Consider the following 16,021-nt stretch of genomic DNA (forward strand, 5'->3'; position numbering starts at 1 on the left):
TTGCTCTGTTTAACTTTTCGTTACATATTTAGGAATTTTCCTGCCCACTTACTTAGCTTGCCGAAGTAATTTTTCCGCAATGGGCAAGTTTTCTCTCCGAAACAATACAGGTAGATGTAGTAGTTAGATGAATGTGAAATTAAATAAAAAATATAGGCAATGTTATTAAATCGTACAAAAAGTTTATTTTTCTTGATGTCGGTACTAGTTAGCTGGAATAGCTATTCGATAAATTTGCTTGCATGGGCACAAACAGAAGTCAACAATAACCAAGTATCTTCAACACAAATGAATTTAACTGCGGTGGAAAAAGATCCTCCAAAACGCGGAACACCACCAGGTAAGGAGGGAACAGGAAGCCGAGGTGACTGTATCTATCAGCAGGACAAACCACCACTGACTCATATAGTAGGCGGTAACCAATCTCATTTTTCTGTTAAGGATTATCCGACTATTTGGGTTTATCTTCCTTATAGCGCTCAGGAAGTAACTAACGCAGAATTCTCTTTACAAGATGGAGATACTGAAGTGTATCGCACTCACTTCAACTTACCCAACAAAGCTGGAATTATTGGTATTACTTTACCTTCAAGTATTCCTGCTTTGAAAGTTGACAAAAAGTATCGATGGTATGTTGACGTTAATTGTTCTCCTAATATCTCATCCGATAATTCATCCACACCTGCTTCTTTAACAGGAGTTGTGCAGAGAAAGTTAATATCAGTAGAACTTGAAAGAGATTTAAAAACAGCAAAAACTCCGTTGGAGAAAATTTTTGTTTATGCAAAACATGATATTTGGTATGAAGCCATAACTGAACTGGCTGAATTACGTTTAAATGAGCCAAATAATTCTAGCTTTAAAAAAGTTTGGGTTGAACTTTTAAATACTAAAGCTTTAAGTTTAGCAAATATTTCTGAGGAACCAATAATTGTAAATATAATATTAAATTAATTTAACATCTTGTTAATTTTACTGTTTTGTTGTAACTAAAATATAATTAAAAATCACTACAACCAATTGCCCACTAAAATAAATGTAGACCAATGATAGGGGCGATTATAATCACTGTCGGTATATTGTTGCAAAAATGCAAGTTGAGTATTTCTTAAAGCCTCTGCTTTTGTAATTTTACTACGATTTAGTTCTTGGTAAAACTTAATCATAAATTCGGCAGTAGAAGCATCGTTAATTTGCCATAAACTAGCTATAGTAGTGCGGGCACCTGCGCGAATTGCTACCCCTGCTAATCCTAGAGCGGCTCGATTGTCTCCAGTTGCTGTTTCACAAGCACTCAAAATTAGTAATTCAATTGGATTAGTACTTCTTTTATAATTCAAACGCAGTAAGTTATCTAAGTCTTTAACTTTGATACGTTCTCTCCAATCAAGAATATAAGTTTGCTCGGGGTTAGAGCTAAACTTACCATGAGTTGCTAAGTGCAGGATATTAAAAGGTGTTTTATTAATCTGAACTTGAACATTTTGCTTGATAAAATCCCGATTTTCTAGTATGTGATTGTGTCGCATATTTTTTTGAATTCCTGATAATTCTATCGCTACATTATCAATCGCACCTAATCCTTCTTTTTTGAAGCTGGGAGCGTCAGTTGCGCCGCCAATTAAGACATTAAGTGCTTCCCTCCGCAGCGGTTTAGCTTCAAGTAGCTGCAATGAAGGGACGACACTCACAGCATACCTTTCGACCAAATATTTTTGTCCATCATGCAAAACTGCCATTGGTAGATTTCGCAATGAACCATCAAGGACAAATACTAAGGTTTTAATCTGGCTTTGCTCTCGCGTTTTGGTGGTTTCAAGTTCATCTGCAAAAGGTTTAATTAACCATTCATATATCTTTTGTGCTTCTTTTTTGATCTTACCTAAACTGGTACTACGCTGCTTGAGAGAATTTTGCAATCTTTGGACTACTGCATCAACTTGGGTTTCGGAAATATTGGCATGGGCATAGTGACGTAAATTATCCGAGCCTGGTAATTTCACAATTACTTCTAATCGATTTGGTAAGATAATTGGGTAAATAACGGCTGCCGTTTGGTCTAATTGGTCAATATTTACCTGTTTGGCCTGGGCACAAGCATCACCAAAAAAGTTGTCTAATTCTGCTAGTTGCAGTGCTTCCATTACTTGACGCGCTTGAATGAGATGATCTCTACTTGCTTGTGGTGAACGCAAGAGTAAATCAACTAATTGTCGATATACTGGTTCCGCACTTTCTTTAAAGTCAAACTGAACTTCTGGATTGAGAGCAACTAAATCACTGCGTAAATTGCTTAGGTTTTTAAAAGCTTCGGTGTAATATTTAATAGCTTCATTAGTAGCATTTTCTGCCTGAAGCAATCGCCCCATCTGCCATTGCCATTGATAGCTGATATCAGATGCATTAATTGCTTGAGCAATGACTAAGGCAGACTGAGTATTTTTTTTGGCATTTGACCAATCTTCAGCTTTTTCATACATAGCACCAAGAGTGCCAAGAGCGTAGGATTGTGCCCGTTGATCGCCTAAATTTCTAGCTTGCTCAACTCCTGTTTCTAGGATTTGTACAATCTCTGGATTATTGCTTGTTTTCTCCATTTTCAGCAAACTTTTAGCAAAGTTGACACGAGCATAAATAGATACTCGATTTGCTGATAATTGATTAAGGTCAGCTTTGATTTGTGCAATTACAGGTGAAGCCAAGGCAAATTCCTGAGTCTCAATGACTACTGCTAGATAATTAAGTTGTGCCTGAATTTTGGTTGTGGATAAAGTGGCTATCCCAATGGCTTGTTGATAGCACTCTAAAGCTTTTTGCCTGTATTGTTCAGTGCGTTGTGAATTTTTGAATTCTGCGGTTCTTTTGGCGATCGCTAATTCTGTATTTCCTAAATTGAGCAAAGCTGTACTTTCTTCTTGGGGTAAATGCAATTTTTGAGCGATAGCCAAACTCTGGCTTAAAATTTCCGCAGATTTGTCTAAATCGCTATTAAATCGGCGGATATTACCAATATTGAGCAAGCCAGTTGCTTTGAGTGAAGAGTCCGGTTGTTGATAAAGCTGTTGTTCTATTTGCGTTAACAGTTTCTCGGCGCGACGGTAAAGTCCTAAAGCTTGTAATGCTAAAGCTTGATTGATCTGGATGCCGATAATACTAGCGCGATCGCCTGATACAATATACGATTTTTCAGCTTTCTCCCAGCTGATAACAGCAGCTTCAGTTTGCCCCTGTGCCAATTGCCAATGCCCTAAACTATTCCATACTTGGGCATGAATGCGGCTGAAATCTCTGTCAGATGGTAATTTGTCTAATAAATTCAAACTATTGTCAAGTGCTGCCTTTGCTTGTTGCCAATGCCCCAGCTTTTGCTGAACTAGAGATAGTAAACTTAATGCTTGAGCTTGATGAGGTATGTCTGCTGAAGCTTGATATATTTGTAGTGCTTGTTGTAAAAGTTGTGCGGCGGCAGAAAATTGTCCAGCATCGTAATATTGTTTCGCAGATTGTATGAGCGATACAGCTGATGCAGGTTGAATTTGGCTTGGGGGATTTTGGGCAATGACAGGAAATAGTATTGGCATACCCAGGCTAAAGATTAACCCCAATATCCCTAGTAGAATTAATTTCAACAAAGGTTTCATGAGTTCCCCCTGAGCATCTGGCAGTCTTGGGGATGCAGCCAAGTACCTTTAGGTGTCACCGTTACTGGTTGAGCCGTAAGTATCACATTACCATTTGTGTTTTTTACCCAACCTTGAGCTTCAATAATTTTTAGAGATGCAGGTTGTTGCTGGCGGGATGAGTTATGAGGTGTTGATGTTGGTTGAGTTTGATGCGGTGAGATTAACCAATCTTCCCAAGCTGTATTTGCGCTGATTGTGTCATAGGGGGAAGGGGGTAAACCACCTCTACCAGTCATAATAAATTCACTACCTTGAGCTGCAACGCAGAGATTCTGGTTGATTAATCCGGAGACATCGACAATATTTAGTGGTAATTCTGCTAACCCTTTGCTGGGGTCAGTATCAGGTCTGTTGAGATTTATCTCACCATTTAATGAAGGGTTAGTTTGAGAGATTGCAGTGATGTCACTTGTGGTTAACTGACTGGGATCTAGTTTTGTGGGGTCATTTGTTTGCAGTAATCCCTCAAGTTCTTGACGACTGCGAGGCTGTATTCCAAAGATGCCAGCAGCATTGATAGTAACTTTACCACCGCTACCTTGAAAAGCATTGGCGGTAATATCGCTGTTTTCATTCGGTGCAGCAACAATAAAGCCTTTGGGTGCATTGATGATAATATTGCCACCATTGCCATCAGTTTGCGCAATCCCCGCATTAGTAGAAATTTTGGTCTCTCGACGCAGCAGCAATAAATTTTCTAGTTTGAAGTTGATATTACCACCAGTATTACTGGCAGTTTCGGCAGAAATAGCAGATTTATTGTTGAGGGTGAGGGAACTAGCCTGAATGTCGATATTTCCACCCTTACCATTGCCTTGGTTATCTACTATGATAGCTGCTCCATTTTGTAGGACAACTTTCCCATCAGTGACAAGATTTATATTCCCAGCATCCCCTTGACTACCAGGGACTGTACTAGCAGCAATTCCAGCACCATTAGTTAGAGATAGTGATTTTGCAATAATTTCGATGTTTCCACCGTTACCTATGGCTGGAATGATTGTATTACCCCTGACTTCTCCCACTGAACTAGCTGCGCCACTGCTACCAAGAATATATCCTCCGTCAAAAGAGACGCGATCGCTCACTACAATTTTGATATTGCCTGCATCCCCTTTCTCAAAGGTATTAGCTGTCAATTGCGCGCCATTTCTCAAATCCAGTGATGCTGCTTGGATATAAATATCTCCCCCCTTACCTTCACCGTCAGTTCCGACTGCGGTAAAAATTCCCGTGAAGTTGTTAACGTCGCTGGTACTTACTGCATCGAAATCAACGCGATCGCGGACTTGAATGATGACATTACCAGCATTTCCCTGACTACGGGTATTAGTTTGCAGGCGAGCGCCATTAGTTAAGGAGAAAGAACCTGCTGTTATGTTGATATCTCCAGCATTACCCTTTGCACCTGGTCTGACATTGCTCAAAATCCCAGTTGGATTTCCTTCATTATCCATGCCATCGGAGGCAACGCGATCGCGAACTTGAACCGTGATATTACCTGCATTTCCCTGTCCATAGGTTTCTGCGATCAATTCAGCGCCATCGGTCAAAAACAATGAGCCAGCTTGAATTGTAATGTTACCACCATTACCAATGGCATTGGATTCGACAGTATTGAAAATAGTACTAAGACCTGATAGCGAAACTGTCTCAGAGGTAATGTTTATATCACCTGCTTGACTGTTAACTGTTCCCAAACCTTCGTTAATTCCAGCAAATAAAATGCTGTTTCCTGACATAGTGAAGTTTTGGGCATTGATAAAAATACTCCCACCCTTATCAGCAGTTCCGGCTTCTATACTTCCATCAATAATAGAAACATCAGTCTTTTGGATATTTTCAGGGAAACTGAGATTTAGTTTCTCACCATCAACATTCAGTCCTACTGTTCCCGAACCAGCGATTCCCGCCAATTCTACTCGACCACCTTCAGTATTTAATCTGCCTCCGTTGAGAATTACATCTCCTCCCAAAAGTATTAAGCTACGACCATCCAGAACCCGCAAACCAAATACCCTAGAGCCGGCTTGGTTAAATCCGGATTGTGCGATTGATATGTTTTCAATCTTCCCTGGCTGAATTTGGTTGAAGAAAAATGCAGAAGGATTGACTGTGAGTAGTAAGGGAACTTCAGGATTAGTTGCACTGAAAAAACCTTGTTCCCCAAACTTAATCGCATTCGCTGTACTCGCTACAAATGAACCTCCCAAATCTAAGCGTGCATTCTGCCCAAAAATTATACCGTTGGGATTCATCAAAAATAAATTTGCACTGCCATTGACACCCAAGGTTCCTAGAATATTCGAGGGGTTATTACCTGTAACTCGACTGAGGATATTATTTATCCCCGCAGGATTTGCGAAATATACTCGCTGTCCCTCTTGGATATTGAATTCATGAAAACTGTGAAACAGATTACTACCTCTGATTGCACCGCCATCAATTTGGTCAGCAGCAGTGCCTTGAATATGGACATTAGGCGTAATAATTGAACGTTCGTTACCTAAAGTCTCATCAGGGGTGATTTGGGCAAGGACGCTAATGTGAGAGAATGCGATCGCCAATCCGCCCACAAATCCGAATATTCTAGTATATAATATTGATATATTAACAGCACTATATCTGCATAATAAAAAAATATTTTTACGTATTTTCATCACTTTCCTGTTGATTATTATATAAAAGCTAAAAGTTTTTAAGCTATTCTCTTTTATTCCTGATTGCCAAATTTTGTATATCTATAAATAACTAAAGTACTTTCAACAGCCACCAAGGCTAAAACTGAAGAATATAAAGGTATCCAACCTCCATTAAAAGTTAGTAAGCTCCAAGAAGTTGCATATAAAATACCAAAAGCTATTCCACTCCCTAGTAAAATTAGGCGCACTGATAACAAACGCCAAGCTACCAAACCACCGATTAACGACCAACTCCAAATCCACATCGTTTCCACTGGTTTTGACCAAGTCCAAATCAACGGTCGTTGATCCAATACCGTACTAAGAATTTGACTAACCATCTGTGCTTGAATTTCCACACCTGTGATAGTTTTTAGTGGAAAATAACCACCACTGTAGGGTGTACGCCAATTATGGTCATTGAAACTGGGGTCTACAGTCCCAATAATCACAATGCGATTTTTGGCGATATCAAGATTAAATTGATTGCTCAGGATTTGTTGTAAAGTAACTGTTTCGGCAATTTGTTTTGAGGCACGATAGTTGAGTAATATTTGATGCCCGCTAGCATTAATATTATGGTAACCACCTGAATTTACTGTTAAAGTTTTAAATTCTGCTTTTCCCAATTTTAAGTAATTATCTGTTGTAAAATCTGGTTGAATTCCTGTTTCTGCTAAGTAAGCAACCGCTAGCTTCCAAGCAAAAGAATATTTGCTTTTACAAGGGGATGCAGAATCTACAGCTAATATTTGCCGCCGGAGAATACCATCAAAATCAAGTTCTATATTATTAAAGCCTTGACTGTTTTTTGAAGCTTCTGGAGGAGGTTTAATCCCAGGGTTTCCATAGTGACAAATAATCAAGAGATTATTGCTATTTTTTATCTTTTCAGCTAAATTTTTGTATTCTGTGCCTAAAGGAGTTTCTCGATAGATATCTAAACCAATGGCTCGCGGTTTTAACTGTTCTAGTTTTGTGAGTAATTGTGCAAAAGAACGCTCAGATAAAGAAGCAGCTTTGCGTTCTGTAATCGGTTGGGACTGGACATCTGCTTCTGTGATGGTAACTAATAATAACCGTGGATCTCTACCTTCATCAGGTCGCGATCGCATCAGTTGATCGTAAGCTTGTAGTTCCCACGCTTGTAAAAAACCTAGGGTTCTAATGCCAATAATTATACAGGTAATTGCTAAACTCGTGACAGCGACTTGCCAGAATGGCAGTGCATTTTGTGGATAATTTTGCTGATTTAATTGCTTTTCTAACCAATTTAAATCAAAAACTATTTTATATATCTGATTTTTAACAATTAATTTCCTATGGTGCAGGTTTACTAAGCCGGAAAGACGTAATTCTAGGTACGCATCAGCATTACTAGCGGCTATTTTTCCATGTTGCAAAATCTTTTTATACAATAACAGCAACGATGTGCTGGAACGGGAATTTCGCAAAATGCGATCGCGAATTGTCCGCAAGTGCTCCGGTTCGTCTTGAGATTCCCAATTCTCAATGATGCGTTTTCTCACTAAATGTTTGATAGATTGAGGCGTTTGCACTTCCGATTCTTGGGAAATCAACCAACAAAGTTTTTGGGTTAAAAATGGCTGTCCTCCAGTCCAATACAGCACTTCTTGAAAAACAGCTTCAGGATTACTGGCTTTTTTCACCAAACCCTGTACCAAACTCATACTTTCGTGCAGTTGCAACCCTTTTAATTCAATAGCTCGACCAATATTAAAGGGTGTTGCATTGTCATCTTGAATTAAATCTGCTGGTGTTGCTACACCTAATAATGCAAAAGTAAGTCTTTTATATTCTGGGTTGCTTGCTCTTTTATCGTAGCAATGACGAATCAAAGCAAAAAATTCATCTGTAGGAAAGTTTAAACTCAGAACGCTATCAATTTCATCAATAAAAATGACAATTTTTTGCTGAATTTGCGTTAGCAATACATTTTCAATAAATCCACTCAAGCGTTGCACAGGCGATAAATCTTCCCTTTCCCGCAACCAACTACGACGGTTTACCTGTAGCTCACATCCACTGATTAATTCTTGAATAATCCCACCATACCATTGCGATGCTGTAATTTGTTGGCTACCAATCCCGCTTAATTCAATTTCGACACAATTAATATTTTGTGCTTGTAATTTGCACATTATTCTAATTCGCAAGCTAGATTTACCCATTTGTCGGGAATTGAGAACATAACAATATTCTCCAGCTAATAAAGCATTGTACAGTTCGTGGTCTGCTTCACGAACAATATAGGTAGGCGCGTCAGGAGGTAGACTTCCTCCTGCTTGATATTTGTAGTTGGATAGAGAATCATTGCTTTTGGAGCCGTCATTAGTCATGGGTTATTGGTAAGGGTTTTCAGCATTTTTGTATTTATCAATTTGGATAAGTAAATAGACCCGATTAAACCGAACTATGTAAAGTTTTGTAGAAGAATGGTTAAAGCTTAAGGTCTTCCCTTATAACCTTTACCCTTCTCGATATAGTTATGTTTACTTTCATCGATCTACTTATGTGTATTCTTGCATACTTACTGAAGTCAACCGTATTATCGAATATTTAACTCAAAAAAACTACAAATTATCTGTTTACCTAAATTTAACTGAAGTTACCTGAATTTACCTGAAACAGCTAATTTTAATCAACTGAAAACATAACTGATTTTGACTCAACTATTCAACAAAATTATCAAACATACTATCAATAAGTAAGCAAATTTAACTTACTTTCTAAACATTAAGAACTTTTATCAAGGAGAAAAATCATGTCACAACAAGATATCATTCGTGCTTGGAAAAATAGAGAATATCGCGAAAGTCTAAGTGAAGAACAACGCTCTCAACTGCCAGAAAATCCAGCAGGTATTGCTGATTTATCAGATGAAGTTTTAGAAACTATTGCAGGAGGTATGATGGCTAGGGATGGTGGCGGTGGCGGTACAGGATGCGGTACAGGTGGTAACTGCTCGAGATGTAACCCATGTAGTGCTCCAAAGTAATAGTTAATGCTAGTCAGACAATTATCTGCTCAGTTGAATAGTTAAAACTTGTTTCCTAGGAATATAAACTTTAACCGAATCGTTACAGGATAAAATTATCAATATCTTGAGATTCGGTGAGCGAGCAAAAGGTCAAAGGGAGCCAAGAGAAGTTATTATCACTTCTCTTCTCCTCTTATTTGTAGAATATTTAAAACTTTCTCTCTTATTTTGCAGGAGCCAGTCAACGTGAATCGAGAATACTTTCAAGCTGCTGCTTGGTATGGTGCAATGGATTTAAAGGAAAGGATTGCATCGCTCTCTGTGGTAGGAAATCAAAATCAGCAGGTAAATCTGCATTTAGCTCAAAATCGTATGCAGCGATGGCGTAATCAAGATCCCTTTCTCAAAAAATATTACTTTGCCGAACGCTTGACGCTAGATGGGATTGATGAAGAAACATTTGTATTACTTCTGGGTGAACCGATTGCAGCAGTACAAGAACGTTTCCATGAAACTCCGTCTTGGTTAAAACAAATTTTTGAAGCATTTGAAAATGCTTCTAGTTTTGAGCCACTTCATCTTCCAACTGCAACGCAAAATGTAGAAACTAATTCATTTATATATTTAATTGAACCGCTAATATGCCAAGGTTTAAATCATTTATCTGAAGGTATCCAGAATCTAAGTCAGCAGCATTCAGAACTGCCTTTTGAAGAAGAGATAGTTACAGAAATATTTTTAACAAATTTGACAATACAGTTGCGCCAAATTTTAAACCGCACTCTAGCTTTAGAACTAAATGTAGCTCGACTGCAAGGATTACTTACAGGGGATACATCTCAAGAGCGATTTCACAGTTTTGTAGAGCGTTTGCGTCAGCGAGATGTTGCCCTTTCTATTTTGCAAGAATATCCGGTTTTAGCTCGCCAAACTACTATTTGTATAAATCATTGGCTGACATTTAGTTTGGAATTTCTGCAACATTTATGTGCAGATTGGCAGAAAATCCGAGCTAAATTTAGTCCCGAACAAGAGCTTGGTTTATTAGTAGAGTTAAAGGGCGGCGCTGGGGATAGTCATAGAAGCGGGCGTTCTGTTCTGATTGCCAAATTTAGTTCAGGTTTGCAATTAGTTTATAAGCCGAGATCCTTGGCAATAGATGTCCATTTTCAAGAACTCCTAATTTGGCTGAATGCACGTGGCAATCATCCACCTTTTGGTATTTTAAAACTTATAGATTGTGGCGAATACGGTTGGGTCGAGTTTGTGAAACCCCAAACCTGTAAAACTCCAGCAGAAATTCAGCGTTTTTATCAGCGTCAGGGAGGCTACCTAGCTTTACTTTATGCCCTGCAAGCAACTGATTTTCATTCTGAGAATTTAATTGCTGCTGGCGAACATCCAATTTTGGTTGACTTAGAAGCTTTGTTCCATCCCAAAATAGGTAAAACGAATGACTCTAAAGCCAATGTTGTCGCTAGCGATAAAATGGCTGACTCCGTTTTAGGTATAGGTTTACTACCGCAGCGTGTTTGGGGTAACGATCGCACTGAAGGCATCGATTTGAGTGGTTTAGGCTCAAAACAAGGGCAACTCACTCCGCATCAGCTTCCTTATTGGGAAGGTACGGGAACTGATGAGATGCGGCTGATACATAAGCGGCTAGAAATGCCGCCAGATGGGAATTTACCGACGTTGAATGGCTCTAATGTTAATTTACTCGACTATACAGCAGAAATTCTGGCTGGATTTACCAATATCTATCAGTTACTCGTTAAATATCGACAAGAGTTACTCGCAAAACCAGGCCCGATCGCAGCATTTGCTGAGGATGAAGTTAGAGTTATTCTCAATCTCACCCGCACCTATAGCTTATTGTTAGATGAAAGCTTTCATCCTGATCGCTTGCGAGATGCCCTAGAACGCGATCGCCATTTTGATTTACTCTGGCTTCAGGTGCAGCATGAACCTTTATTAAAGCAAGCATTGGCCGTAGAGCGTGAAGACTTACTACGTGGCGATATTCCTCTATTCGTGACGCGCCCCAACTCCCGGTATATTTGGGGTAGTTGTGGACAGTGTCTCACTAATTTTGTAGAAGAAGCCAGTATCGATACAGTCTACCGTCGCTTAGAAAAGTTGAGCGACTTGGATATGGCACAACAGCAATGGTTTATCCGTGCTTCTTTGGCAACAGTGCATCTGGGATTATCTGACACTACTTTTCCCGCCTACGCGATCGCACAACCACAGACAATAGTAAACCGCGATCGACTATTAGCTGCGGCTCGTGACATTGGCGATCGCTTAGATTTCTTAGCAGTACGTGGTGACAAAGATGCTTCCTGGATTGGTTTAATGCTCGAGCACGAGCGTCAATGGTCACTGGTATCTTTGAGAATAGATTTATATGATGGTTTGCCGGGTGTCATTTTATTCTTAGCTCATCTTGGTGCTGTGACAGGCGAGCAACGTTACACAAATCTCGCACAAGCGGCGCTAACAACAATGCGCTATCAAGTGGAAAAGTTTCGCGCAGAGATCAAATCTGTTGGTGCTTTTGGTGGATGGGGAGGCATAATTTATACTTTTACACATTTGGGTGTGTTGTGGCATCAACCAGAACTATTAACTGAAGCCCAAAATATAGTTAACCATCTCCCCAATCTCATTGAGCAAGATGAGGAATTTGATCTCATCAGCGGTGCAGCTGGATGTATTGTGAGCTTGTTAGGGTTATATCGCTGTCAACCAAACGATACTATCCTTGCTGTCGCCATCCAATGTGGCAATCGACTGCTTGCCCGTGCTGAAAAAATGCCTCGTGGCATTGGTTGGAGATGGAAAAATCAGATGTTTGAGGAAAAACCACTCACAGGTTTTTCGCATGGTGTAGCTGGGATAGCTTCGGCGCTGTTGGAGTTGGGATCAATCAGCAAAGAGCAACGTTTTAGGAATGCGGCTAAAGCTGCCCTGGAATACGAAAGCAGTCTTTTTCTCCCGGAAGTAGGAAATTGGTTAGATTTACGTAATTTTACTACTACCGTCTTAGCAGAAAAAGACAATCAGGCTATGTGTATGTGTACTTGGTGTCATGGTGCGCCAGGAATTGGTTTAGCTCGCCTACGCAGTCTTCCTTATCTTGATGATGCCAAAATCAGATCGGAAATCAACACTGCTTTGAAAACTACTGTAGCTGAGGGATTTGGCAATAATCACTCTTTATGCCACGGTGATTTAGGTAATTTGGAATTGCTTTTACAAGCTAGTCTCACTCTCGATCAGTCCCAATGGCAACCTCAAGTTGAGCGCTTTGCGGCAATTATTCTCGAAAGTATTAATCAACATGGTTGGCTTTGTGGCGTTCCTTCTGGCATCGAGACTCCTGGGTTAATGACTGGACTCGCAGGTATTGGTTATGGATTGCTCCGTTTAGCAGCGCCAGATCAAGTTCCTTCAGTTTTATTGTTGGAATCTCCAAAGCTAGACAGTGCAAACTCAAACCACTTAACACCAGAAAAAGCGCAGATTTTGCTCACTCTTAATACTACGAGGAAAAGGTGAAAGGGTAAGGGTTAAAAGTTTTTTCTTGACCTTTTGCCGTTCCCTGTTTCCCCCTTAACCCACCAGTATTGCGATCGCAGTTGCATCAGTGACTAAATATAAGGTAACTGTCAAAGCCCCAGCAACCATCCGTCCGGCTGGGGAATTGCGGATTGTTCAGGCTGCTACGGCAGGCACAATTACTCACATCGCCGTCAAGAAAAACCAAGTTGTTAAAACAGGAGATGTGATTGCCACTATCGATAACTCCCGCTTGCAAACGCGAAAAAGTCAACTGCAAAGTAATATCTAGCAAGCACAACTGCAACTTGTGCAAATAAACGCTCAGATAAATGCCTCATCCAGCCAAATCAGAGCCGAAAGCGATCGCATTAACAGTGTTATTGTCTCCGCGAATGCAGATTTGCGCGGACATCGCCGCATATATCAAGAAAAGCAAATTACTACTATTACGGAAGTTCAAGAAGCCAATGCCAACGTCAAGATAGCCCAAGAAGAATTGCAAGTAGCGCAGGTGGAGTTAAAATCAGCATCTGCAAACTTAAGGGTAACAGAGTCTGCTTTGGCAGCAGCAAGGACAAAGAATTTTGAATTTTGGATGTTGAATTTTACTACTCAGCCTTCAGATTTTATTCTGCAATCTTATATTGTTCTCTGTTCATTATTGGAAAACTTCAGTTTAGACTGGGACTAGGTTTAAATATCATAGCTACATAAGCAGAAATACTAACAAAATAACCGTTATGAAACACCATATAATTGCAACTAGTCTGCTTTTTCTTATTCTGAGTGTTTTGCAATCTAGACTCTGTAAAAAATTCTAAAATTCAGCGTCTAACCCATGAGAAAAATGTCAAATTCCTTATAGTTTCTTACATCTAAAAGCCCCTAATTTAATACCAATTTGTAATTCTTAATTACAAATGACGAATGACAAACTAGTATTATTTATCCAGCAAGCGTATGCGGAAATACTGACGATATAAATGACAGCGAATCTCTACCAAATTACCAGAAAGTTTCACCAATCCCATACTTTGTAACTGATAAGCTAATATCGGCTCTAATACCACAGGAATAGTAGAATTAACAACTTTTTTAAAAGCAACAGCTAATTCTGGATGTTCTTGTAAATTTAACCAATGTTCGCGGAGATGATGTGCATAAATACCAGTTTCTGTAGTTCCTTCTGTTAATATCTGTTGTAGGGTAATATTAGGATGAGTTTTCAAGTAAGAAAAAGCCATTTCTAATAAATAAGGATGTCCTCCTACTAAATTCATCAAAGAATCTATAATATTGGCATCTAAATTAATATTAAGTTGATGTTGCTGGGCTAAATCTTGAACTTGCTCATGGGTAAATTCCGCTAGTTCTAGAGGTAATCCTACATTAAAGGGAGATTGATGAATATTTAGTCGAATATAAACATCAGTAGAATGTATTATTACCAATCTTAATTTCTTCCAAATTTGCCTACTTCTTGCTTTTTCATACCAAGAACGCAACAATCCAAAAAAATCTTCGTAAATGTTTGGATAGGGAAAGAGTAAATCAACATTATCTAAGCATAAAACAAGAGGACTATCAGTAGCAACTAATATATATTCTTCAAAGTAAGTAGTGCAACTTACTTTTGCTCCTATACCCTCTTCATCCCAATATTGATCTAGCTCACTGGGTAATCCCAGTTCTCGACTAATATTACTACAAAACCAGCGCAGGAATTTATTAAGTTGAGTAAAATGGCTATTTCTATCTGCTAGTTCAAAGCTTAAAATAACGCTGCGATAACTTTGTTGGTCTAACTGATTTACAACATGAATTATAAATGATGTTTTTCCCATCAAACTAGGAGCTTTAATTCTAATCAGAGAACCAGGTTGTAAAAGATGTTTATAACAAATTTCTTCTATCTCAGTTCGTCTAACGTAAATCTCATTACTTAATTCGTTGGAAGATTCTTTTTTGCTTGATGAATGAATATTATTTGGGTTATCTAGATTATTTGGTATTAGCAAATTTTGTCCGTCTTCATCCTGAGACTTAACAAAATATGTACTCAAATCAGTAAATATTAATTGTTCCCATTGGCGTTTTAGTGATTCTTTGAAATTACTTTTTTTTACTTTTTCTCCTAAAGCTTCACTCAGTATTTTCCATAGTTTTGGTGCAACATCCTGACTGATATAAGTAGTTGCATACTGATTTTTAGCAGCTATTTCATCATATTCTTGTCGCTGCCATGCACCTTTAATAATGATTATCTCAACATCTGTTAAATTTCTATTTAATTTATAAAAAACTGCTCGATTCGCAACTTTTATGGCTTCCTCTAAGCAGAAATTTCTCATAATAATTTCGATTTTAATTATTTGGTATAATTTCTCCTATACAACAAATTTTAGATTCGGAAGCTGCAATATTAGCAATTTGTAAACAATTTTTATTAATAATCTAATCGGCACTTAAAGCTAATTCATAAAGAAAATCTAAAGGCAACTAAATCTGCGGTGACTAAAGTTATAGGCTAAATTGAGTGTGTGAAGCCGCAGATATTGTCTTAGTTGATGATAATTTTGCAACTATCGTCATCGCCATTGAGCAAGGAAGGGCAGTTTATCAAAATATCCGCAAGTTTATTACTTACATTTTGGAATCAAATATGGCAGAGTTTATCCCATTTTTGGCAATGGTATTTTTAAAAGTACCTCCAGCTTTAGTAATTCTGCAAATCTTGGATCGTAAGTTGAAAATCAGTATACTTGTTCAGTCTGTCGTGATGGAAATCAAGCCGCTCAAAAGATGATCGACGAAGTATTTGCGAGATGCGATCGCAAATGGCGTGGAGTAGGCGAAATACCTGAAAGCGGGCTAAAGCTTCGTCACAAATATATGATATTCGACGCACAAAAACGTTATGGCGCAAAAAGCTGTTAAGCAACGGAGGAATCAGACGTACCGGAAAAGAAGTCTATGTTTGAGCGAGATAATCACGATTCTGGTTGCTTTCCATATACTAGCGCTGAAGTAACGGACTGGAGTTTAGACTAAGCCATCCAAAAAGACCCAGCAGTGCTGAGTTAATGAGA

General features: G+C 38.8%; 10 protein-coding genes. 6 read left to right on the top strand and 4 right to left on the bottom strand.

Translation table 11 applies throughout. The features are described from left to right. Positions 1-159: 159 nt before the first annotated feature. Positions 160-954, top strand: coding sequence for a DUF928 domain-containing protein (locus BV375_RS33075; RefSeq protein ID WP_086768457.1), 795 nt, complete (start codon positions 160-162; stop codon positions 952-954). A 56-nt stretch (positions 955-1,010) separates the two neighbouring features. Here the strand turns inward: BV375_RS33075 and BV375_RS33080 are convergent, their stop codons facing one another. From BV375_RS33080 to BV375_RS33090, 3 genes are read right to left on the bottom strand one after another with little or no spacing between them, the layout of a single operon-like run. Beyond that, entirely contained in the window at positions 1,011-3,641 is a 2,631-nt protein-coding gene (locus BV375_RS33080) for a CHAT domain-containing protein (RefSeq protein WP_086768459.1), read from the bottom strand. Beyond that, positions 3,638-6,343, bottom strand: a complete 2,706-nt coding sequence (locus BV375_RS33085) for a filamentous hemagglutinin N-terminal domain-containing protein (protein ID WP_086768461.1) — start codon at positions 6,341-6,343, stop codon at positions 3,638-3,640. Before BV375_RS33085 ends, BV375_RS33080 begins: the two co-directional genes overlap by 4 nt. Positions 6,344-6,396: 53 nt before the next feature. Beyond that, positions 6,397-8,724, bottom strand: a complete 2,328-nt coding sequence (locus tag BV375_RS33090; protein ID WP_086768463.1) for a CHASE2 domain-containing protein — start codon at positions 8,722-8,724, stop codon at positions 6,397-6,399. A 425-nt stretch (positions 8,725-9,149) separates the two neighbouring features. Between BV375_RS33090 and BV375_RS33095 the strand changes: the two genes are divergently transcribed. From BV375_RS33095 to BV375_RS39070, 4 genes are all read left to right on the top strand, one after another. After that, positions 9,150-9,383, top strand: a complete 234-nt coding sequence (locus BV375_RS33095) for a mersacidin/lichenicidin family type 2 lantibiotic (protein ID WP_086768465.1) — start codon at positions 9,150-9,152, stop codon at positions 9,381-9,383. A gap of 228 nt (positions 9,384-9,611) precedes the next feature. Then, positions 9,612-12,929 (top strand): type 2 lanthipeptide synthetase LanM family protein, encoded by a 3,318-nt coding sequence (locus tag BV375_RS33100; protein ID WP_086768466.1) that lies wholly within the window; start codon positions 9,612-9,614, stop codon positions 12,927-12,929. Between the two features lie 88 nt (positions 12,930-13,017). Next, positions 13,018-13,221, top strand: a complete 204-nt coding sequence (locus BV375_RS39065; protein ID WP_339376813.1) for a biotin/lipoyl-binding protein — start codon at positions 13,018-13,020, stop codon at positions 13,219-13,221. A gap of 18 nt (positions 13,222-13,239) precedes the next feature. After that, positions 13,240-13,623 (top strand): hypothetical protein, encoded by a 384-nt coding sequence (locus BV375_RS39070; protein WP_339376814.1) that lies wholly within the window; start codon positions 13,240-13,242, stop codon positions 13,621-13,623. 250 nt (positions 13,624-13,873) lie between these two features. On the opposite strand, the gene BV375_RS33110 is transcribed toward BV375_RS39070, so the two are convergent. Then, positions 13,874-15,283 (bottom strand): AAA-like domain-containing protein, encoded by a 1,410-nt coding sequence (locus BV375_RS33110; RefSeq protein ID WP_086768467.1) that lies wholly within the window; start codon positions 15,281-15,283, stop codon positions 13,874-13,876. A gap of 185 nt (positions 15,284-15,468) precedes the next feature. Between BV375_RS33110 and BV375_RS33115 the strand changes: the two genes are divergently transcribed. Continuing rightward, entirely contained in the window at positions 15,469-15,738 is a 270-nt protein-coding gene (locus BV375_RS33115) for a hypothetical protein (protein ID WP_243714131.1), read from the top strand. Positions 15,739-16,021: the final 283 nt, after the last annotated feature.

Origin of the sequence: Nostoc sp. 106C (assembly GCF_002154725.1) — a bacterium.
Classification (GTDB): domain Bacteria; phylum Cyanobacteriota; class Cyanobacteriia; order Cyanobacteriales; family Nostocaceae; genus Aulosira.